The 26,035-nt window shown below is 47.3% G+C and carries 21 protein-coding genes and 2 pseudogenes; 17 read left to right on the forward strand and 6 right to left on the reverse strand.

What is annotated here, in order from left to right; translation table 11 throughout:
• Positions 1-111 precede the first annotated feature (111 nt).
• Positions 112-960, reverse strand: coding sequence for an AhlS family quorum-quenching N-acyl homoserine lactonase (ahlS, locus tag GCU48_RS20380; RefSeq protein ID WP_152381268.1), 849 nt, complete (start codon positions 958-960; stop codon positions 112-114).
• A gap of 173 nt (positions 961-1,133) precedes the next feature.
• On the opposite strand from ahlS, the gene GCU48_RS20385 reads away from it, so the two are divergent.
• Positions 1,134-1,517 (forward strand): winged helix-turn-helix transcriptional regulator, encoded by a 384-nt coding sequence (locus GCU48_RS20385; protein WP_025720753.1) that lies wholly within the window; start codon positions 1,134-1,136, stop codon positions 1,515-1,517.
• Positions 1,518-1,661: 144 nt separating this feature from the next.
• On the opposite strand, the gene GCU48_RS20390 is transcribed toward GCU48_RS20385, so the two are convergent.
• Entirely contained in the window at positions 1,662-3,353 is a 1,692-nt protein-coding gene (locus tag GCU48_RS20390) for an ABC transporter substrate-binding protein (protein WP_152381269.1), read from the reverse strand.
• A gap of 282 nt (positions 3,354-3,635) precedes the next feature.
• Between GCU48_RS20390 and GCU48_RS20395 the strand changes: the two genes are divergently transcribed.
• The 3 genes and pseudogenes from GCU48_RS20395 to GCU48_RS20405 all read left to right on the forward strand — a co-directional run bounded on the left by GCU48_RS20395 (position 3,636) and on the right by GCU48_RS20405 (position 9,293).
• Positions 3,636-4,703 carry a LacI family DNA-binding transcriptional regulator gene (locus GCU48_RS20395; protein WP_152381270.1) on the forward strand — a complete coding sequence of 356 codons (1,068 nt, stop codon included), beginning with the start codon at positions 3,636-3,638 and terminating at the stop codon, positions 4,701-4,703.
• Positions 4,704-4,915: 212 nt separating this feature from the next.
• Positions 4,916-7,464, forward strand: a pseudogene (locus GCU48_RS20400) (beta-mannosidase).
• Positions 7,465-7,895: 431 nt separating this feature from the next.
• A complete protein-coding gene (locus tag GCU48_RS20405; protein ID WP_152381271.1) occupies positions 7,896-9,293 on the forward strand; it encodes a helix-turn-helix domain-containing protein in 1,398 nt (465 codons plus the stop codon).
• Between the two features lie 303 nt (positions 9,294-9,596).
• On the opposite strand, the gene GCU48_RS29335 is transcribed toward GCU48_RS20405, so the two are convergent.
• The 3 genes from GCU48_RS29335 to GCU48_RS20415 all read right to left on the reverse strand — a co-directional run bounded on the left by GCU48_RS29335 (position 9,597) and on the right by GCU48_RS20415 (position 10,424).
• Positions 9,597-9,782 (reverse strand): transposase, encoded by a 186-nt coding sequence (locus tag GCU48_RS29335; protein WP_152381272.1) that lies wholly within the window; start codon positions 9,780-9,782, stop codon positions 9,597-9,599.
• Complete coding sequence (locus GCU48_RS27080; RefSeq protein WP_167518610.1) at positions 9,743-9,898, reverse strand: hypothetical protein; 156 nt, start codon at positions 9,896-9,898, stop codon at positions 9,743-9,745. Before GCU48_RS27080 ends, GCU48_RS29335 begins: the two co-directional genes overlap by 40 nt.
• A gap of 118 nt (positions 9,899-10,016) precedes the next feature.
• Entirely contained in the window at positions 10,017-10,424 is a 408-nt protein-coding gene (locus GCU48_RS20415) for a hypothetical protein (RefSeq protein ID WP_152381273.1), read from the reverse strand.
• A gap of 683 nt (positions 10,425-11,107) precedes the next feature.
• Here GCU48_RS20415 and GCU48_RS28215 point away from each other — a divergent pair.
• From GCU48_RS28215 to GCU48_RS20450, 8 genes and pseudogenes are all read left to right on the forward strand, one after another.
• On the forward strand, positions 11,108-11,950 hold the full coding sequence (locus tag GCU48_RS28215; RefSeq protein ID WP_244315799.1) for a hypothetical protein: 843 nt from the start codon (positions 11,108-11,110) through the stop codon (positions 11,948-11,950).
• Between the two features lie 269 nt (positions 11,951-12,219).
• Positions 12,220-12,948, forward strand: coding sequence for a hypothetical protein (locus tag GCU48_RS28220; RefSeq protein ID WP_244316323.1), 729 nt, complete (start codon positions 12,220-12,222; stop codon positions 12,946-12,948).
• A pseudogene (locus GCU48_RS20425) lies at positions 12,933-13,229 on the forward strand (ABC transporter permease); the annotation flags it as partial. The gene GCU48_RS28220 and the pseudogene GCU48_RS20425, both read left to right, overlap by 16 nt.
• Positions 13,226-14,188, forward strand: a complete 963-nt coding sequence (locus GCU48_RS20430) for a sugar phosphate isomerase/epimerase family protein (RefSeq protein WP_152381274.1) — start codon at positions 13,226-13,228, stop codon at positions 14,186-14,188. The pseudogene GCU48_RS20425 and the gene GCU48_RS20430, both read left to right, overlap by 4 nt.
• 34 nt (positions 14,189-14,222) lie before the next feature.
• Complete coding sequence (locus tag GCU48_RS20435; protein ID WP_152381275.1) at positions 14,223-15,395, forward strand: hypothetical protein; 1,173 nt, start codon at positions 14,223-14,225, stop codon at positions 15,393-15,395.
• A 190-nt stretch (positions 15,396-15,585) separates the two neighbouring features.
• Positions 15,586-16,326, forward strand: coding sequence for a DUF1361 domain-containing protein (locus tag GCU48_RS20440; protein ID WP_025717209.1), 741 nt, complete (start codon positions 15,586-15,588; stop codon positions 16,324-16,326).
• Positions 16,327-16,401: 75 nt separating this feature from the next.
• Positions 16,402-16,605, forward strand: coding sequence for a YwbE family protein (locus GCU48_RS20445; protein ID WP_025717208.1), 204 nt, complete (start codon positions 16,402-16,404; stop codon positions 16,603-16,605).
• A gap of 101 nt (positions 16,606-16,706) precedes the next feature.
• The gene (locus GCU48_RS20450; protein ID WP_231503604.1) at positions 16,707-17,267 is read left to right on the forward strand and encodes a DUF2238 domain-containing protein; all 561 of its coding nucleotides are present in this window, start codon (positions 16,707-16,709) and stop codon (positions 17,265-17,267) included.
• A 51-nt stretch (positions 17,268-17,318) separates the two neighbouring features.
• On the opposite strand, the gene GCU48_RS20455 is transcribed toward GCU48_RS20450, so the two are convergent.
• The gene (locus GCU48_RS20455) at positions 17,319-18,488 is read right to left on the reverse strand and encodes a glycosyltransferase family 4 protein (protein ID WP_152381276.1); all 1,170 of its coding nucleotides are present in this window, start codon (positions 18,486-18,488) and stop codon (positions 17,319-17,321) included.
• A gap of 261 nt (positions 18,489-18,749) precedes the next feature.
• Between GCU48_RS20455 and GCU48_RS20460 the strand changes: the two genes are divergently transcribed.
• The 5 genes from GCU48_RS20460 (at position 18,750) to GCU48_RS20480 (ending at position 25,600) form a co-directional block, all read left to right on the forward strand.
• Positions 18,750-19,775, forward strand: a complete 1,026-nt coding sequence (locus GCU48_RS20460; protein WP_025717205.1) for an FUSC family protein — start codon at positions 18,750-18,752, stop codon at positions 19,773-19,775.
• Between the two features lie 376 nt (positions 19,776-20,151).
• Entirely contained in the window at positions 20,152-22,515 is a 2,364-nt protein-coding gene (gene helD, locus GCU48_RS20465) for an RNA polymerase recycling motor HelD (protein WP_152382217.1), read from the forward strand.
• A gap of 123 nt (positions 22,516-22,638) precedes the next feature.
• Complete coding sequence (locus GCU48_RS20470) at positions 22,639-24,480, forward strand: adenine deaminase (RefSeq protein WP_152381277.1); 1,842 nt, start codon at positions 22,639-22,641, stop codon at positions 24,478-24,480.
• Positions 24,481-24,594: 114 nt separating this feature from the next.
• On the forward strand, positions 24,595-25,176 hold the full coding sequence (locus tag GCU48_RS20475; protein ID WP_152381278.1) for a Crp/Fnr family transcriptional regulator: 582 nt from the start codon (positions 24,595-24,597) through the stop codon (positions 25,174-25,176).
• Positions 25,177-25,258: 82 nt separating this feature from the next.
• Positions 25,259-25,600, forward strand: a complete 342-nt coding sequence (locus tag GCU48_RS20480) for a darcynin family protein (protein WP_025719616.1) — start codon at positions 25,259-25,261, stop codon at positions 25,598-25,600.
• The last annotated feature ends 435 nt before the right edge of the window (positions 25,601-26,035 follow it).

The raw sequence follows: 26,035 nt of genomic DNA on the forward strand, positions 1-26,035 counted from the left end.
GTGAAACCGTATAAGTTATTTTACTCGGTTTAATCCGGACAAAACGAGCGAATCATAGAAGCCCGCGAAATTGCGGGCTTTTGGGGTTGGATACCTGATATATTAAACTTTTTATTCGTAATATCCCTCGGTTGATTTGCGGAATTGTTTGAATTGATTAATATCATGTCCGAACCATACTTGAGAATTCGTCCGTGCAGCCAGTGTGCGAATTTTTTCCACCGTATCCCGGTAACCAAGCAGATCATAAATAATACCTGGCGGCTTGACGGGTGGACCGTAGCTTTCCGCTGAATAGATAGCGTCCGAAGCAAGGATGATCCCCCCTGTCTCCGGCAGTTCAATATGCAAGCCTATCATCCCCCAAGCATGCCCGCTGCCAAAGTTGAGAATGTTGATACCTTCAGCCAGTTCCAGGTTATCCTGATGGCGTTTGATTGTTTTCCACTGCAAGTGATTTTTGATCCATGCATCAATGTCCGCCCAGACATAAGCTCCTTCCTTTACATTACGGGCATAGTTCTGCAGCGCACCGTTCAACTCATCCTCATGTACGATAACGGTAGAATTCATAAACATTTCCAAACATCCCGCGTGATCCAAATGCAAATGGGAGGCAATGACGTACCTAATTTCCTCAGGTCTTACATTCAATTGCTCCAGCCGGTTATGCAGGTAACATTCCTCACTGGCCACCCAAGGGGATGCCAATTGCGTTGATTCGGCCCAACGCCCTTCGCTGCCCATCGAATTAGGATTACATGCTGTATCAAACAAAATCTTTCCCTCAGGGTGGTCGATCAATACTGTATAGATGGGGAATTCAGTGAACTCTGTTGAGGCATTAGGATTGTTAATCGTGGCCGGATTATGCATGGCGATTATCCAGTTCTTGTCCATGCTCATTCGTCCGTTATCCATCACATACAGCTTAGGCCGCGGTTTAATAATATTTGACATGTTCGTTTCCTCCCAATGAAGAGTAATTTCCAAGTGAATCTCTAGCTCCACTCTTGACGGTTACGCTGCCGTAGCGGCAGGTATAGACATATCCTAATATAAAATCTAAACTTACATAAGGAGGCACTTTAATGTGTCCAGGGTACTTTTAGGTGCATAGGAGGGGAAAGGATTTGACATCTTCAACCACAAATAAACAACCCGACATCACGCTGGCGGGTTGTGGCTATAGCAGAGTTCTTGAGATTATTTCCAACAAGTGGACGGCACTCGTCATTTACGCATTGGAGAATGGGCACATCAGATACGGGGATATTTCCAGAAGAGTCGAGGGCATTTCCAAAAAAATGCTGACACAAACGGTGCGTAAGCTGGAGCGGGATGGGCTAGTCCAACGCCATATTACACCAACAGTACCCCTTACCGTGGAATATTCGCTAACCCCTTTAGGCGAAACCTTACTTCAACCAATGAAAGAATTAAGACAGTGGGGCAGAACGAATTATTCGCATGTAGAAGAGGCAAGAGGCAATTATGATCTGAAATACAGTAAGTGAAGATTTGCAAAAGAATCTCTAATGAGTACCGTTCTACATAAAAACGGAGTAGTCGGATGGTGCTGTACAAGAGAAGTCCCATCCGACTGCGTAGTGGCACGAAGTAGTACGATAGGTAACTTTTAAGTACAGCTTATTTGATCGTTATTTCTCCCCGTACCATAGCTTCAGCCGATTTTGGATCAGGCCGGTGTAGACTTCTTCAGCCTTTGGCACACCCGCTTGATCCAGCTCCTGCAGCATGTGGTCATAGACGGTGTCGAACTGATCCGGCTTGGCAAGTACAGCCTCAGGAATCCGTTTTCGTACAATATCCTGCGACTTCTGATAAATGACATTGTAGTTCGTGTCGGTCGGAACAGGCATATTGTAGGCGGCACCCCATTCTTTTGCCGGAAAATCCTTTTCATTTGGAAACAGATCCTTCCACGTGTGGGCCTTGTATGCCTGAAGGGATTCTTTTTCAGCTTGACTATAATTCTCGGTAATCATCTCTGGATAGTTGATTGTGTAGTAATTGCCAGAGGGGTCCTTGACGCTGTCTCCATAATGAGGTCCCCATATCCAGTACAAACCGATACCCGACTCTCTGGTAAAGGAAGCATTATCGGTGTTTTTGCGCTGCTGTACGTCAGCCGGAATGACTCGTTTGCCGTTCTCTACATTGTAATGCTGGCCTTCAATTCCCCAGTTGCGTAAAATTTGTCCTTCGTCAGAGGCGAGAAAATCCAGAAACTTGATGGCACGCACCGGATTTTTGCACGAAGTTGTAATTCCAATGCCGTACGCAGCGTCAAATCCAACCGGCTGGAGGGAATGATCCTCATATTTTTCATTTAAAGTGACCGGAAAATGGGCGTAGGTGAATTCATCCTTGCCTGCTGCCTTGAGGGCGTTTTCGGCATCCTGATAGTTCCATTTCTGATCAATGAGTCCAATGACCCCACCTGCGGCGATCTTGGATTTGTACTGATCGCTTTTTTGTACAAAAGTATCCTTATCCAGCAGTCCTTCGTTGTACATACGATTCAGCCAACGGAAATATTCCCGTTCCTCTGGGCGCTTATAGTGAAGGATGGCTTTGTGTGTTTTGGGATCAATATAATACTCACCATCGTCCGGTCCGCCTGTAGCGGTCACGGCCGGATTCGTCACGGTAATTTGAAGTTTCCAGTCTTCGGCATCAAGTGAGAGGGGAATAGTAGGCTGTCCGTTGGTGGTGGGATATTTGGCGAGATAGTCCTTGAGTGCCTTTTCAAAATCCTGAACGGTACGAATTTTGGGGTATCCGAGCTTTTTAAGTGCCTGATGCTGGATTTCAAAGCCGGCCTGTGCATCAAATGCGATGTGATCTACGCCCAAATTGGTTGGAATCGTATAAATAGCAGGATCTTCATTGCTATATTTGATACGGTTAAAATAGTCTCCGTACACTTTCTTGATATTAGGACCGTATTTGTCAATCAGGTCGGTTAAGTCAATGAGTGCTCCTGCATCGACCATCTTTCCAACCTCCCCTTTGGGATAGACAAGGTCTGGATACTCTCCACTGGCCGCCATCAAAGCAAATTTTTCCTCACCTCGGCCATTGACTGCATATTCGGCATTGAGTGTAACACCCGTTTTTTTGATAATTTCCTGCCCGACCGCGTCTTTCATGTTGTTCCAGTTGGAGCTGGAATCACCGCCAAAAAAGGTTAAGGTAATGGGACTGGTGTCATCTGGGTTTTCTTTTGATGCTGTACTATTTGTTCCGCTTGCGCAGCCCGTTGTCACGAGCAGCAGCAAGCTCAGAAGCAGGATGGAGCTTTGGCGTACCGACCTGTTTTTGAACATTTGCAAATCCCCCTTATTAAGTATGATTCACATAATGTAAGTGCTTTCAATAGTGAATTGTAGGAAATAAATAACTCTGCGTCAAGTGATTTATGATGATTCGTTATGTGGTTTGTTTTTTTATTAGCAAACATATTTTGGTGGATGATATGGATTCGCGCAAATATATCGTTTGATGATCTAAAACAATGTATGCTACGATGGTACCAGTTTATGGGGTACACCCGTGTATTTGAAAAAAGGCAGAAGTAGACTAGATTCCGAATAGGGTTGGGTGAGAAAATGCGTGGAAAAGTAACGTTGCAGGAAATTGCCGATGCGGCGGGCGTTTCAAAATTCGCTGTTTCGCGTGCATTATCAGGCAAGCCCGGTGTAAGTGAAGAGACAAGGACGGTGCTGGTCAAGTTGGCTGCCCAGATGGGCTATTTTCGCAATCATCCAAAAGTGACCGGAGTAGAGCCGCGTGATACGGATGCCGGGGAATGGTCGGGAACTGTGCTGGTGTTATTTCCAAATATAAGACACCAAAACAGGGAATCCAGATACTGGGGGCCTGTATTTGAGGGAATATCCGAGCGTTTGAAGCGCAAGGGAATGGATATGGTCACGTTAACGGAGCCCTCGACTGAAGATATGTTTTCGTTGCTGAACCCGGAAGCGATCAAGGGGATTATTACGGTAGGGTCGGTTTCAACGCCGATGCTGCTGAATATTTATCGGATGGGTATTCCGGTCGTCATGGTAGATCATTGGGATGCTGCATTTTTAAGTGATACGGTGTTTACGGATAACCGCACATGTATGAGTGAATTAATGAAGGACCTGCTGCGCAGAGGCTATACACGTTTTCAATTTGTTGGTCATATTGCCGATGCTCACAGTTTCTATGAACGCTGGGAAGCTTTTCGCTCCACACTGGAAATGAGCGGCGTACAATTACAGCAGAACAAGACCTTTCTCCACGGGGGAGTGCAAGCACTGAATGAGGAATTGGACAAGCTGACCGAGAATGAGCTGCCAGAGGTGTTTGTGTGCGCCAATGATGTGACTGCTACGCAAGTGGTGGATGTGCTGAAACGGAAGGGAATTGACGTCCCGAGGCGCTGCGGGGTGACTGGATTTGATGATACGAATGAACAGATGCCGATTTATGCGACGGTAAGAGTGGATAAGGAGCTGCTGGGAATGCGTGCGGTAGATCAATTGTTATGGCGCATAACCAACCCCGATTCGCCTGTCGAAAAAAAGCTGCTGCACGCAGAGCTGGTTATTCGGGAGCGACATGCACCGCGAGTCAATCGGGAGAATGATGACCATGAGCGACCAATCAGCTCAATCAGATATAGCTAGTATTCGGATAACATTAACTTATCTCCATTGATGTGGAGAGATATAGATGTCGCTTTTTAGCCTGTTTAAGGCCAGAGAGCGACTTTTTTGGTTGTTGTGCCAATGTCTTGCAAAAAACAATTTGACTAATTTGTTAGCTTAATGTTATTTTTGTTATGTTCAAATAGAAAACCAGATGTTCCCAATCATCCTTACAGGGAGGCTTTGTGATCATGGTCAATGTGATAGTGTTGGATAGCTGGAGGTTTAGGGAAACGCAAAGTGATGAGTGGTTTCGTGCGCAAGTGCCGGGTTGTGTGCATACCGATCTTCTACGGCATGGGCTAATTCCTGATCCGTTTATCGGTATAAACGAGGCCGAGGTACAGTGGATTGACAAGCAGGATTGGATCTATGAAGCTTGCTTTCAGATCCATGCAGAACAGCTTCAATGTCAACGGATAGAATTAGTGCTGGAAGGCCTGGACACTTATGCGACTGTAAAAGCGAACGGACATTGTGTTTTGTCGACTCATAATATGTTTCGGCAATGGAGACAGGACGTGAGGGCTTTTGTTCAACTAGGGGAAAATCGGCTGGAAATTACTTTTCGTTCTCCGATTGCTGAAGATATCCCCAAGCTGGAACGGTTAGGTTATACGCTCCCTGCACCGAATGATCAATCCGAAGCTGGTGGCTTGGCAGACAAAAAGGTAAGCGTTTTCGCACGCAAGGCTCCCTATCATTATGGTTGGGATTGGGGACCGAGGCTGGTGACGAGCGGCATTTGGAGAGAGGTGCGGGTTGAGGCTTGGTCCGGTATGATCGTGAGAGACTTATTTATTCGACAGGACGAGGTGAGTGCAGAAGAGGCCAGGCTCACGGCGGTAATAGAAGTGGACAATGCGGGAGAGACAACGGAGGCCGAGCTGCGTATCCTCGCTGACAGCAAGGTGTGGTCGAAGCCTGTTCACCTGCTAAAGGGCAAGCGAACAGTTAAGCTGGAGCTAGCTATAGGTAACCCGAAGCTTTGGTGGTGCCGAGGGCTGGGAGAGCCCCATCTATATACGTTTGCAGTCGAATTGGTTGAGCTAGAGCAAGGAGCCGTAATGGCGAAAAAAAAGGTGAAAACAGGTCTGCGTTCGATCCGGCTTGTACGCGAACCGGATGCAGAGGGAGAGAGCTTTTATTTTGAGCTGAATGGAGTCCCGGTGTTTGCAAAGGGAGCCAACCATATTCCGAATGACAGCTTTGCCACTGAGGTGACGAAGGAACGATATCGGCATGAAATTGCCAGTGCGGCTGCCTCCCATATGAATATGTTGCGGGTTTGGGTGGTATTTATGAGGAAGACGTATTTTATGAGCTTTGTGATGAATACGGCTTATTGATATGGCAAGATTTTATGTTTGCATGCAGCATGTATCCGGGGGATAAGGCCTTTTTGGATAATGTGGCACAGGAAGCTGAGGACAACATCAAGCGACTGCGTAATCATCCCTGTATTGCGTTATGGTGCGGCAATAATGAGATTGATTCGGCATGGGCGCATTATGAGGAGAACGGAGGCTGGGGCTGGAAAAAGGATTACACGCCTGAGCAACGGGATCGCCTGTGGAGTGATTATGAAACACTCTTTCACCGGATTTTACCGGAGGCGGTACACACCTGGACTCCGCAGACAGCTTATTGGCCCTCCTCTCCGCTCATTGGCCTGACCGGAGATCGAAACCAGCATGCGCATCCGTCCTCGAAGGCCGGGGATGTTCACTACTGGGGGGTATGGCACGCATCTGAGCCATTTGAGCATTACCATGTACATGTGGGACGTTTTATGAGTGAATATGGTTTTCAGTCCTTTCCTGAATATAAGTCAGTGCGTGCTTATGCGGAGGAGAAGGACTTGGCGCTGGAATCTGCGGTAATGCTGGCGCATCAAAAGAACGGGGCAGGCAATCGCCTGATTAAAGAATATATGGAACGGTATATGCGGGAACCAAAGGATTTTACATGTTTTCTTCTCATGAGCCAGGTTTTACAGGCCGAAGCGATGAAAATGGCCATAGAGTCGCATCGCCGTCACAAGCCCTATTGCATGGGAACATTATATTGGCAAATGAATGACTGCTGGCCGGTTGCATCCTGGTTGAGTATGGACTATTTCGGTCGTTGGAAGGCGCTCCAATATACGGCGAAGCGCAGCTTTGCCGATGTGCTGTTAAGCGTGGCGGATACAGAGCAGGGCAATAAGGAGCTGCACATCGTCAACGATACGCTGAAGCCGATTGCTGGTACGCTGCGGTTGACGCTTTTGCATATTCGCAGCAGTAAGGTGATCCGTGAAGAGGACATTCAGGTAGAGCAGCCAGCCAATGGTGCAGGGATCGTACATATACTGCCAACCGCCCAATGGCTGAACGGCCTAAACCGTGCAGAGCATATGCTGGTCGCATGTCTGACACAACATGGTGAACAGGTGACCTCCTGTGAAGTTTATTTTGCAGATACGAAAGCGATGGATTTGCCGCAGACGAATATTAAGATAACCGAGGTACCGGGAAGCAGGGGCAGCAGCTTTATGCTTTGTTCGGATGTGCTTGCCAGACATGTGTGGCTGTCGGCTGAACGGGAGGGCATTTTCAGCGATAACCATCTGGATCTGGTCCCCGGTATTCCGAAGATCGTGGAGTTCATGGGCTTGAGCAGCGGCGCCTCAGCATTTGAGGCAGCTTCACCAGGCGCGTTGACGGTGCATTCGTTGGTAGATTGGATACAAGGTTAGGGCATGATACGTGGAAAAATTTCAGAGGAACAAAAAATTCCCGCCGACCAGTTATGAACTGACCCGTTCTTTTTATGGGAGATGTTATTGTGGCTTTTGATTTAATACCATTTATACTTAATATGCTAGTTATCCTTATTTCTATTGTGGGTGGAGTGCTGTTAATCGGAATATTGTATAGGGGATATATACTTCTAGGTATACTTCTTGCTGAGAAAAAGAATAAGAACAACAACACTGAGAAAAAAATATAGAGAATCACACTCTCCGTTGACCGCAAAGGTTAGCGGAGAGTTTTTTTTGTTTTATTTTATGCCAAAAATTGAATACTTATATTAGTTGCATAGTATATTGACAGATGGTTAATTATGGTGAAAAATGAAGTGTGTTTTTAAAAATTATGGAATATTTATGCGGAAGGTGGCTATAGCATGAAGCAAACACCTACGATTCGGATGGAATTAGACAGATTCTTAAAACAAGAGGGATTGAGTCTAATACAATTTGGACATATTGCAGGGATGAATCGGGGAATAGTAAGTAGTATTGTGACAGGAAATAAGTCTATGTCTGTAAACCAGCTTGACCGAATTACTGAGGCTATGGGTTTACCGGAGGGCCACTTTTACGACTTGTTCATAGAAAACTACATCATAGACGTACCCCCGAATATGAGGCGAATCGAGCCATTTTTGTATCGCTGTGCGGAGCTAGATAAGTTGGATACGATCCGTCGAGTGTTGGGAGCCATCATGGATAATTTACTCTATTCGCCCAAACTATTTGACATTGCAGAAGCGCTATTTACACAGGGTCAACATGCTGCTGCACTACTGCTCTATGAGGGTGTAGCTGAAGCGGAGAAGTACCAACATTCCGAACGCTTAGCCATCTGTCAATATCGTATATTCACGATTCAGATTGGAGATGATCAAAACCAAAATCTCAGGGCAGCTACGCTATTTGAACCCTTTGTTGAACGTCTGGATGAAATAGACCAGCTTGACGCATTAAAGGATTTGGCTAATGTATATAGGTCTATGCGTAAATGGGACGAGGTCGATGAAATAGCTCGGAAAATGAGAGGGAAAGCGGAAATCCAATATTCGATGAAACATCAACAGAACAGCCGAGAACGCAATGAGGCTGCAATGAAGCTAAGTCGTCCAATGTTTGTATACATCTCCTATGGCGATTTGTTGTGTGCAGGTGTTTGTGAAGCTCAAGGTGATTATCAACAAGCTCAACAATATACATACGCCTACGTTAATTTAGATTGGGTAAAAGAGACGGACGAGGATACCCAGCATTGGATCGGCTTGTTTCAACATTGGGCAGAAGTTAATACTTACGTATATAAGCTTTTGTCTGGGGATACAAGTGTGCTTACGGATTATGTTGAATACATTGCTACATCAACCAATAAAGCTGATAAAGAAATGGTAACTAAGCTGTTGAACGTAATGCTTGCTGCTAACCGATATAACATAGATGTAGATAATATACTTCTAAGGTTTAAAATGGAAATTGATTTTTTTGCTCAAATGAACCCATCTGCCGATATGTATACTTATCAAGTAGTACCAGAGCAAACAACACGTTTTAAATATGAACTTGCTAAATACTATTTGAATAGAGGCAACTACTCTTACGGCTTCAAATATCTGTTAGACGTGTTATCTAAATCATTATCCAATAACAAGGAGTCCTTTTTCATTAGATGCATAAGATTATTTGAACGGTTTAAACAATTTGCGGATGTTAGATCTTTTGAAAAGTATGAAATTTTAGTTAGTGAAGGGCAAAGAGAAAGATTATTTTACTATTGATATTTATTAATTGTTTTCAGTTTGAAAGCCCCACCGCTTCATAAAAATAATATTAAACAAGTCCGGTTAGACAATATAAAAAAGTTATTTGAATTGGTTAGTTTATTGTTAATGTGCCAGCCCCGCTAACCTTAATTGAACTGACCCCAAAAAGTTTAACACAGGACAGACTTAGGCTGCTACAGAGGACTGGATGCGGTATTCACCGGCGACAGTCCTCTGAGCTTTTGCTTGGTTCTTCGATGGATTCCAAAGAAATTCTCTATCACGGAGTTGTCCAGGCAGTTTCCTCTGCGTGACATACTAAATGCGTTCCCAATTCCGGATGGATCTATCTGGTACGTCATGCTTTTTAGCCGCAGCTTTATAACTCAATATATTCTCTTGCATATCTTCTAATATGTATTGCTTTTGCTCTCTAGTAAAAGTCTTGTGCGTTCCCTTTGTGATTAATCCCGCAGCCCATGCTTGAAGTATGTTGCTACCCATTCATTAACCGTTACATGGTTCATCTTATACTTCCGCGCTGCTTCGTTCTCAGACAGCCCTCCCTCAAGTACATCTATAGCAACTTTTATTCGTATTTCCCCGCTATATTTGACCATAAAGTAAAATCCGCACCCTTTCTTCTTAGAGGATTATATTATGTGTCTAAGATTTGGGGTGCGGTTCAGTTAAGGTTAGCGGGGATTTGCTTTGTTTTTATTCGTTTAGAATCCATAGCTAACCAAGTAGCTTTTGTTTCAGCTCAATGCTTCTATTGCTCTCAGCCAGCTTTTCAAGCACTTCCCTGGCATCCCACACATGAATGGGATGCTCTTTAAGTTGATAATCTTTTATAAATTTTTCAAACTCTTCGTAACTCAACTCAAAATCAGTAACCTTGAAATGTTCTTCAAAGTTTTTAGTGATTTTTCGGACATCGGGGTTATTTTGATCAGGATGCAAACGCATGCTGAATAGCATACACAGATTTGTTAGAAAATGCTGATCAGCAGCGCTTAATTCATTTTCTGCGCACCATTTATCAAACGGTGACAGCTCATCTTCTGCCAGCTGTAACAACCGAGATTTCCATTCTAACAAAATCTTTATTCGCTTTTCGAACTGAGTATTTTTCATGTTGTCCATAATGCACCTCTCTTTTCTTAGATCATTAAAGTATTAGTTTATCTTTATCAAAAACTGCCTCTAGTACCCAACGCGATACAGGATTATCAATCACATATCTGAGAGCGTATTAGCGTCCACTATCGGTGAAGTTCCATGTGTAGCAATTACAGATGATGTTTCAGCAAATGCAGCGAAAGGAGTTATAACTGTGAACAATAAAGAAGTAGCCATTGAACTTAAAACTGTTCTTTTGGCTAATCTCCATTTCATATATATACCTCTAATTAATGTATTTACAACAAAATAATATTATATTCTTGGTGTCGAAGTAAGGGAATAAAGGTAGAAAAATATAAATAGTAAAAAAAGACCTGGTATAAAATGCTTAAAATTATAGTATACATCTATGTTAAATATAAAACTTAGTGCTAATCCACAAATCCATTCTGATACTAGAATCTACTTTCACTCTTTCATGGTATGTACAGCGCTTTCATTGTGTTAATATATATAACAATAAACAGCTTAAGAGTGAATTGTTAACGGATAATTTGTAAGAATTCTATCTATTTGGCATCTAAATTTGGTAGAATAGGTTCAAAGTATAATCGAGAGTGCGCTAAAGCTGACATCATAAGTATGCTTATGTTGAATGAAGCTCTATAGAGAGGGGCGGAAGGCGTTAGGCGGCAAGGGGGGACATGATGCGAAAGAGCTGGTACAGGAGATTGCTTTTTTCCTATTTCCCGATTTTTATGTTGACAGTGTCGATTCTTATTTTCTTATCCTTCCTGATTGTGAACGAGATATCGCGCAATGAAACCGGCAAAGCAAATCGGATCACGACCGGATTTGTGATGGACAGTGTGGAAAATTCACTGACGAAGGTAGAGATGGATGTTTTAAATGAGGCTGAGACGAACAAGAGCTACAGCACCTTCCTGAATGGACAGGCTCAAAGCGGCAGCATGATGCTATATGATCTGGTAGGCAGCCTGCGTACGCTGAAGGATAATCACGAGCTGGTGCACTCTATTTATATTTACCGAACGAAGGATCATAAGGTATTGACCACGAGTGGCCTTCAGGATGCTTCGACGTTTGTCGATTATCCGTACATTGAGCAGGCGCTCCGGTCGGAGGATCGGCAGTGGTCGCCAGTGCGGGAATGGAAGGAACCGGGCAAGCATACATCAGAACGTGTGATTTCGACGCATAAGCGGCTCCCCTTGCCGTTTGGAGGACAAGGACTGCTGGTGATCAATATCGGTGTGTATCCCTTGGAGCAAGTGATTAGTCAAATGACGAATCCGGCTGTATCTGGAACCGAGGATGCTGTAAAAGCAGAGGACGGGCAGCAGCTGACTCATCTGCTCTCCCCCCGGCTGGGATGGAGCTTTGATAGCGGCATTCGTGCCGGGCAATTGTTCGAATGGGTATCTGTGATCTCTTATGACTGGATTGCGATTGGATTGGCTGTAGTGATATTGGCGGTGGTCTACATTATTTATGTGACCCGCAGAATTACAGACCAATTCAGCTGATGATGCAGCGTATCCAGCAGCTGCCCGACCGTCCGGGTGAGGAAAACAATAAGGATGAGCTGTGGATGATTGATCATGCGCTGCAAAGCCTGATTCGGCAAACGGTGGATTATGAACAGCAGGAGCATGCGAATATACTTATTCGGCGGCGGCAGCTGTTCCTTGATCTTATGGAAGGTACAGCCACGGAAACGGTAGAATTTCGGCTGAATAATCTTTCTCCTTTTGCAGATGGCGAGAAGGGGGAGGCTATTCCGGTCTATGCTGTTATGGTGGTAGAACTGCACGATCTGGACCTGCCGCAGGCACCGGACGGGGAATCAGCGGGCAGCGGACGTTCAGAGGATCACCGGGATGCGGATCAACGTTTGAGCCTGTCGCTGCTTGGTGTAATACAGGAGCTTGCAGCCACCTATGGATGGCAGGGCTGGGCAGAATGGATGAGCCGTGAAAGAATCTCCATTTTGCTGCGGAAAGAGGAAGGCGATGGGGAAGGTCTGCTGGGAGTGAAGCTGCAAGAGATGGCGCAAACGGGCTGTGAGTGGCTGCATGGGCATCTGGGGGTACAGCTTACAATTGGAATTGGCGGCCAAACTCACGAGCTGGAGCATATTCAGGATTCCTATCGGGCCGCTGTGTCTGCTCTGCGATATCGGTTAACGCTCGGGGTACGCGATATTGTGACCAGTGATCAGGTTCCGCAGGCGAATGAAATTCCGTTATATTCGTATCTGCCGTTGATTTCGGAGACGATTCGTTCGTTTCGGCTGGCAAACCATGATTGGCGTGTACAGCTGGAAGGACTATTCGGGGCGATGGAAACGGACAGGCTGGAGGATGGGGATACTTTAACGATAGTGCGGTGGCTACAGGAGCTGCTGGAACGGGAAATGCGCGAAATGAAGGATGTATCGGGCGCGCTGGATCGTTATTTTAACGGGTCAGAGGGACAGCGCTGGAAAGCTGAGGTTGAGTCGGCTTCCTCATTGCGACGTTAAGTCTGTTTTACGGTGTGGGACGCTGGAATGGATTTCAGGATACGCTGATGTATATCCAAAACCCTGATTTATTTCCGTTACAGCTCAAGCTGTATCAAATGATCCAAAATAACATGGTATCCGAGTTGACCAGGCTGGAAGGAGCCAGCGGCGCGAGGATTACGCCTGAAGGGTTGAAGGCGGCGAGTGTCATTTTCGCTACGGTACCGATTTTGTTGGTTTATCCGTGGCTGCAAAGGTATTTTGTTAGCGGCGTGATGGTCGGAGCGGTGAAAGGATGATGACAATGAAGGCGAAGGGGGAATACTCCTTTTCCACCTGTTGGAATATAAAAAAGCATACCGTCGGCCGAGAGCTTATTGAGGAAATCCGCGAGCTGGGCTTTAGCCGGGTGGAGCTGAATTATAACATTACCCGGGAAATGCTGACGACGATTGAGCCTATGATTGAACGGGGAGAAATCGGTATATCGAGTGTGCATAATACGTTTCCTCATACACCAGATCCGGATTACGGCACGGATTCCGTTCTGCTTGGGTTTGATGACAAGACGAAGCGAAAACGCGCGATAGAGCTACTGGTGCAATCTGCGGAATATGCGCATCATTACGGGGCGAAGGCAGTGGTTGCGCACCCCGGAGAGGTTCCGTTCCCTTACGATATCAGCGGTGAGCTGGAAATGATTTATCATGAGCAGGGCAGAGATTCGGCAGCTTATCAGACGCTGTGGGCACAAATGCTGGAACGCCGGAACTCACTGAGCGGGCATTATGCACAGCGTATTCGCGACAGCTTGGAAGAGGTGTGTGACCGTATCGTCTCCAAGGGGTATGATGTAGCCATTGGTATTGAAACGCGTTCACGCTGCTATCAAATGCCTACCTTACAGGAGGCGAAAACGATCATAGATGGCCTGAAAGACGCGCCTGTCTATCTATGGTATGACATTGGACACGGTATGATCATGGATCGAATGGGACTGTACGATAACGCCAAGGAAGCCAATGAAATGATCGACTATATTCTGGGTGTCCACATTCATGAAACGATCGGATTATCCGATCACTGGTGTCCTTATATTCATAGCGGTGATCTGGAGTTCTTTGATCGTTTTGTGAATATCATCCGGCAGGCCCCTATTAAGGTTTATGAGCTGAAAGCAGCTTGCCAGCCTGAAGATATTGAACGCAGTCATGAACTGTTGACAAACAAGATAACGCAGCTTGAGCCGCAGGGCTGATGAACGATTATGCATATTACAGGGGCTGAGAGGAATGTACAGTAAAATTGTAGCGATCAACGATGCCTGGGTGAAACCAGGCATGGACCATCAGGTGCTAGACGCCGACAGCCGTTATTACGGCGGGGTGAGCGATGATGAGAACGGGATCGCCTGGCCTAACCATTCGGTCGGTACTCCTGCGACGATGGCGATCTGGGCAGCTGCACTCGTCAATCCGAATTCTATCTACTATCGAAATGAGGATGTGCTTATCCGGCTGGAGCTGGCAGCGCAGTACATGCTGCGTGTACAGCATGAGGACGGCTCTATTTCGCCGGGCTGGACCAATTTTCACTCACCGCCGGATACAGCGTTCGTGGTTGTGGGCTACGCCCAGGTCTATCAGCTGCTGGTTGGGAGCGACTGGCTTGAGCTGCGCCGGGTGACGGATGCCATGCGCTTGTTTCTGGAGCAGACGATCCCGGTCATGCTGACCGGAGGCTGCCATACGCCAAACCACCGCTGGGTACTGTGTGCTGCCCTGGGATTTCTGCATGAATTGTTTGATCTGCCCGAGGCGCTTGTGCGGGCCGAAGCATGGATGGCAGAAGGTCTGGACGGGACGCCAGATGGCAAATGGACGGAGCGCAGCAACGGAATTTACAATGCCGTCAGCGATATTATGCTGATTCATGCTGCCCGTTTATTGAATCATCCAGAGCTGCTCGAGCCGGTACGCCGCAATTTGCACATGATGGTCTATCTTGTCCATCCTGATGGTGAAGTGGTCACGGAGTATTCAGGAAGACAGGATTTCGGTGTGAAACTGAACTTATCCTCCTATCTTCTTCCGTATGCCATGCTGGCTACCGAGGATGAAGACGTCATATTTGAAGCGATGGCTGTCGCCGCCATTCAAGTCTCAGAGGGTCCGGTGGACTGCATGACCCAGATCAGTTTTGTTTTTGGACGTGAGGGAAAATTTACTTGCGGAGAGTACAGGCTGGTGAATGAAACGGTACAATGCTGGACGGGTGGTACAGCACGTTATGAATCAGGGAATGCATGGTTTGAACTGACGGGAACAGCCATGGAACATAAGGCTACTTCGGTTCGGGGGGCTGCTCACCCTATGGATTGCTACACGTTGCTGGTCAACTGGATGGCTCCGTTTAACAAGACGATCAGCATTCGTATGTCGCCTTTGCCTGTGAGTGAAGTCTGAAGTACAGTAAGCATCTATTTTCCGGGGATAAGGCCAATTCTCGGAGAAAAGGTGCTTTTTTTGTGTCTTCATTTATATAGAGATGGAGCGCTTCCATTGAGCTTGAAGCCATTGTGGTGTACACTGTCCAAAACAGGTGTAAATTGGAATGTCAGGCAGACTGGACGGTTGCAAAGGAGGAAAAGCGCAAATGTATGCCCGTTTAAGATCGTTAAATTATCCTGTAAAAGGGTATGTATTTATGGTATTGGCCGTATGCTCAGTGATCAGCACTTTATGGATCATTAATGTGCAGTTGCCCTCAGGGGGACGCCCTTATTTTTTTATATGGTGGAATATGATGCTGGCCTGGATTCCCATGATTTTGACATTGCTGCTGGATGTAATTCATTGTTCCTGGAAAAGAGGGACGAGGACGTTTCTGCTGTGGGTAACAGGGGTGGCCTGGCTCGTGTTTTATCCCAATACGCCCTATTTAATTACAGATTTGTTGCATGTATTCGCCAAATATCCATTTCTTGAGGAGCAGCGCTTCTGGGGAAATCCATATTTCTGGAATCATGTACTGGGGATGCTGCTGGTAGCTGTTCTTGGCCTGACGATGGGCTTTGTATCACTTGAATCCATACGACAGTTGGTACAACGTGCACGTGGCGGGCTTGTAAGCTGGCTGTTTGTGGTGGTAGTCCTGTTGCTGAGCAGTCTGGGTATTTATATTGGTCGTTTCTTTCGCGGAAATACGTGGGATATTGTTTCTGGGCCTTCCCAACTGTATGAACAAGTATCTTCTATATGGGCAGATTCCCTGCAGCGGGCTCACTTTATAGAATTTAGCGGGCTGATATTCGTTATTTTGCTGGTCAGCTATGTGTCCACGATGTGTATCATCTGGATGGGAAACAGCCGTCGGGACGAATGGCGTAGCTGGTAATTTTGATGCCCTAAAGGGATGTCCTGTATGGATGCATAGGTCTTAACATGTAAAATCGAAAGGAGGAACAGTACGATGAACGGACAAAACCGATCCGATATCCATGCTGGTCTTAGAGTGGATATTGTACTTAAAAAGGATCAGCCCACCGGTAAGCTGACGCGAGGAACGGTGAAGGACATTCTGACCAATTCCCCGCGTCATCCGCATGGAATCAAAGTGCGTTTGACAGATGGGCAGGTTGGGCGAGTCAAGCATATAGTAACGAATGAAGGGTAGAGCTATGGGCAAAGGAGGGATGACGTATAAATCAGGTAATAATAAGCTACAAAAATGATCGCTACCCGCTTGTTTTGCTTGTATTGTTGGCGCTTGCTCTTATGTGGTCCTTGATTCGTCCAGCGGATTATTTTACATGGATACTGGAAGTTTTCCCAGCGGTTATAGGAACTGTGCTGCTGGCGGCTATTTACCGCCGATTCCGGTTTACAAACCTGGTGTACACCCTGATCTGGCTGCATGCACTGATCCTGATTGTCGGCGGACACTATACCTATGCCGAAATGCCGCTGTTTAACTGGATCCGGGACACCTTCGGGCTGGAGCGCAACTATTATGATCGGCTTGGGCATTTTGCACAAGGTTTTGTGCCTGCGCTCATTGTCAGGGAAGTGCTGCTGCGTAAAACGACCTTGGGAAGCGGCGGCTGGCTCACATTCCTCATCGTTAGTGTGTGTCTTGCGATCAGTGCTGCGTATGAGCTGATTGAGTTTGCGGTAGCTAAGGCAACCGGAACGGCAGCAGAAGCTTTTTTAGGGACACAGGGAGATGTATGGGATACCCAATGGGATATGCTGCTCGCATTGATCGGTGCCCTGACAGCTGTAATTTTATTAAGTGGGGTACATAACAAGCACCTCAAGCAGCTAAAGCATAAGTAGCATACTTTTTAGCTTTTTTTATCCCATCTGTAATTCCATAGCTTTAAAAGGCTATATTCGTGTTATGGGGTGGCTGTTGAGCTGGAGGGTGGCTGCGTCCATGTAGCTGTCCAGCAGCCGTTCAAAAATGCGATCCCATGTCTGCCCCAGGCTGTAGGCTCTACCTGCTCTGGACATAGAGCGACGAAGCGGGGCATCCTCGTACAACAGGTGTACAGCTTCAGCGAAGGCAGCAACATCCCCAGCAGGACACAATAGACCCGTTTTCCCGTGAATTAAATTATCTTTTACCCCGCCCTCATCGGCACCGACCACGGGTGTACCGCTTGCCATCGCCTCCAGTACGACGTTGCCAAAGGTTTCCGTGGTGGAGGGGAAGAGAAACACGTCGGCTGCGGCGTATAATTCAGCCAATTCTTGCCCTTTTACAAAACCCAGCCAGTGAACTGCATGCTCCGGCAACCCCATGTCTGCGGCTGTCTTTATCTTGTGTAATGGGCCATCTCCTGCAATGACCAATACCGAGGCTGCGCGGACATCGCCGGGCAACTGGAGATAGGTATCCAGTAGGGTGTCTATCCCCTTTTCCGGTGCAAGTCTGCCGACATACAATATGACGAATGCATCTGCACGAACGCCCCATTTGCCCCATACTGCATGACGATCCACTTTTGGCTGGAAGCGATCAGTATCAATTCCTCTGCCCCAGATTTCGAGTTGACCCATTCCCTTATTACGCAATAACTCCAATGTTGACCGAGAAGGAACATACACCCTTTCGCAATGTCTGTGAAACCAGAGCATATATTTCCATAAGGCAGGTTCAAGCCAGCGAAGCTTGTAGTATTCGAGGTATTTATCAAAGTGGGTATGGTATGAGGCGACGAGTGGAATATGGTGTTTGGCTGCGTAGCCCGTTCCATAAAGGCCAAGGTTAAACGGAGTGGCAACATGAATCAGATGTGGTGAAAAGGCTGATAAACGCTCATTGATTTGCTTGGCGTTGGGGATCGCAAGTCTGCATTCCCGGTACAGCAAAAAGGGAATGCTCCGCAGCCGCTCCACGCCCGGACCCGAGGACAGATCGTAGTCTGCCTCCGGTGCGAAGACGAGTGTGGATACCCCATGTGTCTCCAGATAGTCAATCCATCGTTCCAGTGTCAGGGCAGCGCCATTGACGTCAGGCGCATACGTATCGGTAAATAATGCGACTCGAAGCATGCCTTCATTCCTCCTTCGCCATTCTCATTTATCCTATGACGTTTCAAGGGAGTCCGCTTGGAGGCCCCGGCTTTAATTGTGTCATGATTTTGTTTACGGGCTTGCCGGGTTTTGTAAAAGTTGGCCCGCGGACAAGGCATTTTCATAAATATTTCTTGTCGCCGAGTGTTTTGGGTAATAATAAGGCATAGACTTTATTTTGAAATTTCATTATAGTAATTCGGTATGAATAAATTTGAAGGGTAAGCAGGAGGGATGGCTTTGGCTTTTGGAGCACGGGTGTTAAAAACGGGGATCGCAGTGACGCTCGCCCTTTTTCTGAGCATGCTTTTGAACACCCATTCGCCTGTGGGGGCAGCGATAGCCGCTATTTTTGCCATGCAACCGTCGATATATAGGTCGTGGCGTTATTTTCTGGATCAACTCCAAACAAGCACACTAGGTGCAATCATGGCGTTGCTGGGCGGAATGGTATTTTCGAATGAGCCGATTGCGGTCGGGTTGGTATGTGTGCTGGTACTTATGATATGTCTGAAATTAAATATGGCAGATACAGTAGGGCTAACACTGGTTACAGTTGTTTCTGTCATGGAAGCCTCGGATGACTGGAAATTTGCCGTGACCCGTTTTGCGCTTACTTTAATCGGGATTGTTTCTGCTTTTGTTATTAATATTACGGTGTTTCCTCCGAAACCGAAAAGACAGTTTATCAATCAGATTCAAAATGTATTTAACACGATGTCCTTGCTGCTGCGTACCGCCATTTCCGATGAAATTAAGGAGTCTGTCTTTAAAGAGGAAAAAGGGAATCTGGAGGGAGCTATTAAATCGCTGTCGGATAAATATCATTTGTTCGAGGAGGAGCAGAAGAAGCTCAAGCGCTCCCGATTCAGTCAGACAAGACAGATGGTAGTATACAAGCAAATGCTCGAAAGCTTGCACAAGGGGTACGAGGTACTGGATGCGGTGGAAAGGCATTATTTCCAATCGTTACGACCGGAGGGAACAGATGCATTTTTTGATCATCATCTGGAGCTGCTGATCCGGTTTCATGAACACGCGCTGCTGAAATTCGAAAACAAGCTAAAGCCGAACGAGGATGAGAGTGAAATATTCCAGCAGGCGAACAGTGAATTTATGAAGCATGCGATTACACGTTTTGACCATTGCCAGGAGGGGATGCTGCGTCTCTCCATTGTGGCTGCGGCCATGTACGATTATGGTCACCAGCTGGAGCGGTTGAGCAGACTGGCCGATCATATTCATCCTGTGGAAGAGAGCAAATAGCGATTACGAATAACTCAAAAAGCAAAAGCGACCGTATGCATCAATCAGATGAACGGTCGCTTTTTTATGTAATGAATTCAGCTATTGAAGAAACGACTACACGAGCTTATCAAACTCTATAAAAAGAATACAAAAAAAGCCCGCTGGTTGCGAACAGGGACTGAACTTGCTACAATATAGAATGCTATGTTTAGGATAAAACCATGATTGCAAATTGTGTACTACACTTCTTATGACAGTATAGCATACTTCAAAGGGTTAGTCAATTTTCTCGGATCAGAGGGATGCCGTAGGTATGCCTAAGTCCATAATAATGCATAGTTTGATGCAAGGGAGCCCTGCGGGAGCAGGAGGAAACGGAACAGGAGTGACGCCAATGGCTACTGAGCAGCAATGGAATGAGGAGCAACGAAGAGTAGAGGATGTGACCGCAGTCATTAGTGGGCGTATTCGGAAGCTGGAGACCGAGGTTGGCTCTGTGCGCGGAGATGTCGTAGATATGCGGAAAGATTTTTGGGATGAGGTAACGATCAATTTCAGTGAAGCGGATGATGTGGGCGAGACGTCTACCAGCTTGCGTCAGCAGTCTGAGATTTTGTCCGAACGGGAGCGCAGACACAAGCATTCTACTGAGGCGCTAGGGCGGTTAAAAAAGCTGCTCGAATCACCCTATTTTGCACGTATTGATTTTGCTGAGCAAGGTCACCCCGCAGAACGTGTTTATCTCGGGATCGCCTCCCTGTTGGATAATCAGGACGAGGAATTTCTGATCTACGACTGGCGTGCGCCTATTTCCAATCTCTATTATGATCATATGCCGGGTCCCGCTGCTTATAAAACGCCGGCAGGTGAGATGGAAGGAGAACTGACGCTCAAGCGCCAATTTTCGATCCGTGATGGACAGATTCGTTTTATGTTCGATACAGGGGTAACGATTGGAGACGAGCTCCTTCAGGCGGTATTGAGTCGAAGCTCGGATGCCCAAATGAAGAGTATTGTTGCTACCATTCAAAAAGAGCAGAATCGCATTATCCGTGATGATCGAAGCCGGATGCTCATCGTGCAGGGGGCGGCAGGAAGCGGCAAAACGTCGGCTGCGCTCCAGAGAGTGGCGTATTTGCTGTATAAGTACCGTGATCGCTTGCGGGCGGATCAGGTCGTGCTATTTTCGCCCAACCCGATGTTTAACAGCTATGTTTCGACGGTATTGCCTGAACTGGGCGAGGAAAATATGCTTCAGGCTACCTTTCAGGAATATTTGGAGCGGCGCCTGGGCCGGGAGTTTCAGCTGGAAGATCCTTTTGAGCAGCTGGAATATGTGCTTTCGGCATCGTCACAGCCTGGGTATGATGCGAGAATGGAAGGTATTCGCTTCAAGTCATCCAAGACGTTTTTGCGTGTAATTACAGGCTACAAGGCATATTTGGAACAAGAAGGAATGCATTTTAAACCCGTTCGCTTCCAGGGGCGCGAGGTGATTTCGGTAGAGCAGATGGCCCGTAAGTTTTATGAGTTTGACCCTGCTGTGCGGCTGGCGAACCGTCTGGAGCTGCTAAGGGAATGGATGCTCAAGGAGCTGGCCCGCTTCGGTAAGGAGGAATGCTCCGCCCCATGGGTGGACCAGCAGATGGATTTGATGGAGCCGGAGGATTATCAGCGTGCATATAATCGCATGCGCCGTAAATCGAAGAACAAGGGCGATACGTTCGACGATTTTACACGTGAGCGGGAAATATTGGCGCGCATGGTGGTTAGTGACCGCTTGAAGCCCTTGCGCAAATGGATCAAGGCGGTTCGTTTTGTAGACACCACCCGTTTATACGGAGAGCTGTTCCTGAATGAGACGCTGCTCGGCCAACTGGCAGATCACGCAGAGCTGCCTGGCAGCTGGAGTGAAATTAGTCGGCAAACGCTGGAGCGTATTCAGGCCGGGGAACTGGCGTACGAGGATGTGACGCCCTTTTTATACCTGCGCGAGCTGATGCTTGGCTTCCGTTCCAATAGCAACATCCGTCATGTGTTTATTGATGAGGCACAGGACTATTCACCCTTCCAGCTCGCTTTTTTCAAACGCTTGTTTCCACAGGCTAAAATGACGGCATTGGGTGATTTTAATCAGGCGATCTATGCCCATGCCTCGGTGCTTCAGGATGCAGAACCATTGTATGACCTGTATGGAGCAGAACAAACCGAGATGATTTCCCTCACACGCAGCTATCGCTCCACACAGGAAATTGTGGAGTTTACCCGCGGGATGGTAGCTGGGGGCGAGCATATCATACCGTTCAATCGTAAGGGTGAGAAGCCGCATGTAACCGAGGTGCATTCGCGTGAACAATTGCATCAACGGATTGTCGGGAATATCACGGAATTGTTGGCGGAAGGCTATGAATCCATTGCAGTCATCTGTAAAAATGCCGGTGAAAGCGCAGCAGCCCACGAGGCGCTGGAAGGACGATTGCCAGTGAAGCCAAAATTGATCAAGAAAACAACTCCTGCCTTTGAAAAGGGGATTCATATCATCCCTGCTTATCTGGCAAAAGGCGTGGAGTTTGATGCGGTCCTGATCTATGACGGATCGGCTGAGCAATATCGACGTGAAAGTGAACGCAAGCTGTTCTACACTGCCTGTACGCGAGCGATGCACTTGCTGCATGTCTATACACTGGGCGAGATTACACCCTTTGTAAGCTCGCAGGCATCGAATACGTATATGTACACATTGGAAGAAGAGAAGTGAGCCTGTAAAATATTACGCGCTGCCTGGATTCATCGAGGACCGACTAGCATTATGGAGCGTATTCCAGTAACATAAGCAAATAAGCAAATCAGGTAAGAAGCAAAAACGGAGGTAACAAACGTAATGGACATGAAGAGTGTATTTCAACGCCCGCCGCTGGCGGACTGTGTACCCGAACTGGTGGCTACAGCTAGAGGAGAACGCAAGGCATCACTGGTTATCCGCGGAGGAACGCTGGTGAATGTGGTATCGGGCGAGTTGCTGCCGGACATGTCTATTGCTGTGCAAGGTTCTCGTATTGCATACGTCGGTCGGGACGTCAGTCATACGATCGGCGACGACACTGTAATCATTGAAGCGGAAGGCCGTTATATGGCACCCGGATTACTGGATGGACATTGTCACATCGAAAGCACGCAGCTCACCGTAACTGAGTTCGCGAAGGCTGTCCTGCCGCTTGGGGTGACGGGCGGATTTTTTGATCCGCATGAAATTTCCAATGTACTGGGTCTAAAAGGGCTTCGTCTGATGCTTGACGAAGCGCGCACCACGCCGCTGGCTGCTTACATGCAAGTGGCTTCCTGCGTGCCGTCCACCGGGCCGGAGCTGGAAACGACAGGTGCCTCCTTCGGCCCGGCGGAAGTCGCAGAGGCGTTAAGCTGGGGCCCGGATATGATCGGACTTGGCGAAGTCATGAATTTCCCTGGCGTCGTCTATGGAGACGATGTGATGATCGGGGAAATTCAGGCCACGCTGCGCGCGGGCAAGGTAGCGGACGGCCATTTTACATGGGCCTCCGATGATTGGCGGCTGCCGGTCTATGCAGCCGCGGGAATTACGGGCGACCACGAATGTGTCACGCCCGAGGATGTAGCCGAGCGTATTCGGCTCGGCATGTATGCCAAAATGCGGCAAGGCTCCGCATGGCATGATGTGGCCGAGACAATTCGCGCCAGCACGGAAATGGGCCTCGATACGCGCCGCATGATGCTGGTGACGGATGATCGCAGCGCGGAGTCCCTGCTCCATGAGGGGCAGATGGATTTTGTCGTGCGTCATGCCATTGCGCAGGGCGTTAAGCCCATAACTGCGTTTCAAATGGCTACGCTGAATACGGCAGAACGCTTCGGTGTAGCCCGGGATATCGGCTCGATTATCCCCGGTGCGATTGCAGACATTATTCTGTTGGAGGGCCGACTGGCCGAGGTGAACGTGACGGCGACCATTGCAGCAGGCCAGCTGGTGGCTGAGTACGGCCGAATGGTCGCTGACTGGGAGGGCTTCGTGTATCCCGCGGAAGTGATGGACACGGTCCGTCTGGGACACGAGCTGAGTGCTGCGGATTTCCGCATTGCGGCTCCAGTACAGGAGGGGAATGTACCTGTACGGGTGATTCGTGTCACGGAAAATCACGTGGACACGAAGGAAGTACGAATGACCGTTCCGATCCGTGGAGGCGAAGTCACGGCAGATCCCGCGCAGGATTTGTGCAAAATAGCCGTTTTCGAGCGGCATCACGCCAGTGGCAGCCACGCGGTGGCGCTCGTGACAGGCGTCGGCTTCACCGAGCCGGCCGCGATAGCCATGACCGTGGCGCATGACAGTCACAATCTGCTCGTCATTGGTAACGATGACGAGCTAATGACCCAGGCGGCAAAGCAGGCCGTCGCCATGCGTGGTGGCGTGGTGGTTGTATCCGCCTCGGGCGAGACGCGCTTCCCGCTGCCGATCGCGGGCCTGATGTCCCCGGCCCTGTTTGCAGAGGTGGCTGCGCAGTCCGAGAGTATCAGCCGGGCACTTCAGCAATCCGGCTGCATGCTGAACAACGCGCTGATGACACTGTCGCTGCTCGCGCTGGTCGTCATCCCTGAAATTCGCTTGTCGGATCAGGGGCTTGTCGTGATTGGAGCGGATGGTATCCGCAAAGTATCTCTTTTCGTGGAAGAGGATGCAGCGGAAGCCTGATAGAACACGTAGCCGGGGGTTGTCCCACAAGGTCCAAAGACCCAGGGGATAGCCCCTATTTTCTGTATATAAAGTCTTCGATTCCTTAATAAATGCTCGAGGAGCGGTGAGCAGATGCATCCCTATTATCGTTCATTAGAAAAAATGGCTCATCAAGCCTCGATTATAGATCAGGATTGGGATAGATTTGTAGAACGAACCGATGTGAGGCATGTACAGCAGGGAACGTATCTTATCGAAACGGGTGAACCTGTGCAGCATGCTTATTTTTGTGTAGAAGGATTATTCCGTTTGTTCTATACATTGGCGGATGGCAGAGAATATAATGTTGGTTTTTCGCCTGAAGATGATTACGTAACCTCTTACGGGGCGATGGTCACAGGAGAAGCGTCGACCTTTACAATCGAGGCTATGGAGGATTCGGTAGTCATTGAAATTCCATATCTCGTGTTGAAGGAGCTTATGGATACAAGCCATATGTGGGAAAGATTCGTTCGCAAGAGTGTGGAGAGGCTGTACATTCGCAAAGAGGAACGGGAACGCGAATTATTGTATCTTTCTGCTAAGGAACGTTATCACGCCTTTCTTCTCAAATACCCCGGATTGGACAAGCGAATTGCACAATATCATATCGCTTCTTACATAGGTATATCCCCTGTATCCCTTAGTCGTTTGCTGCGCAGCGATCCGTATTAACCTATGTTAATGCGGCTTTGCAGACAAGCAGCGTACAATAACGATAAATTCATACAAGCTTCACTAAAAAGGAGACAGGTATATGCGGTATATGATGATTGTATTATTGGAATTTTATCCTTCCTGGTTGGCTTTGCCTCGGGAAGAACGTCGCAAACATGCGGGGGCCTTGCAAGCTACCATTCAAAAATACAGCGAGCATGTTCAGGTTCGTTTTTTTGATGCAGAAGCGCTGCCGGGCAAGGATTATACTGATTTTGTTATATGCGAAACGGAAGATATGAAGCAGTATCACTATATGTGGGAAGAAATTCGTGACTCCCAGCCGTATACCAAGGGGTACATGAAGATTAAGAATGTGATAATGGGCATGGAAAATGCTTTCCAGTCTTATGAATCAGAAATACTACAGATGGAAAAATAAACACCCACACCTCTTTCTATGTAAATTTAAAAGTTTAGCCTGTGGTGCTTTAAACAAGACGGGTTCCTATGCTGTTTATGTTCAGCTGGGAATTCGTCTTTTATCTTTTGAAGACGAATTTTCCGGTTGAGGTTTCGATGAATAATATCGCTTTTAGCGAGAAGCTATGATCAGTGATATAGCACCCGAACCAACTTGCTTTCACTAAATGCGAGTATAGAAGCAGCAAGGGTATGAGGTAATTCATTTTGCAAGTACAAAGTTACTTGAAACAGTGACCATATATAGAGTATTGTGTAATGATGGGTTAGACGAAACTCACTCATCCTAAAGGAACAGGTTGAGTGCTATTAAAATTGCTCGCAACAATTGGTTACGTCCCTATTAACATATACTATACAAAATTAAAAGAAAACGAATCAAAACAAAACGTTG

Origin of the sequence: Paenibacillus brasilensis (assembly GCF_009363115.1) — a bacterium.
In the GTDB taxonomy this organism is placed as follows: domain Bacteria; phylum Bacillota; class Bacilli; order Paenibacillales; family Paenibacillaceae; genus Paenibacillus; species Paenibacillus brasilensis.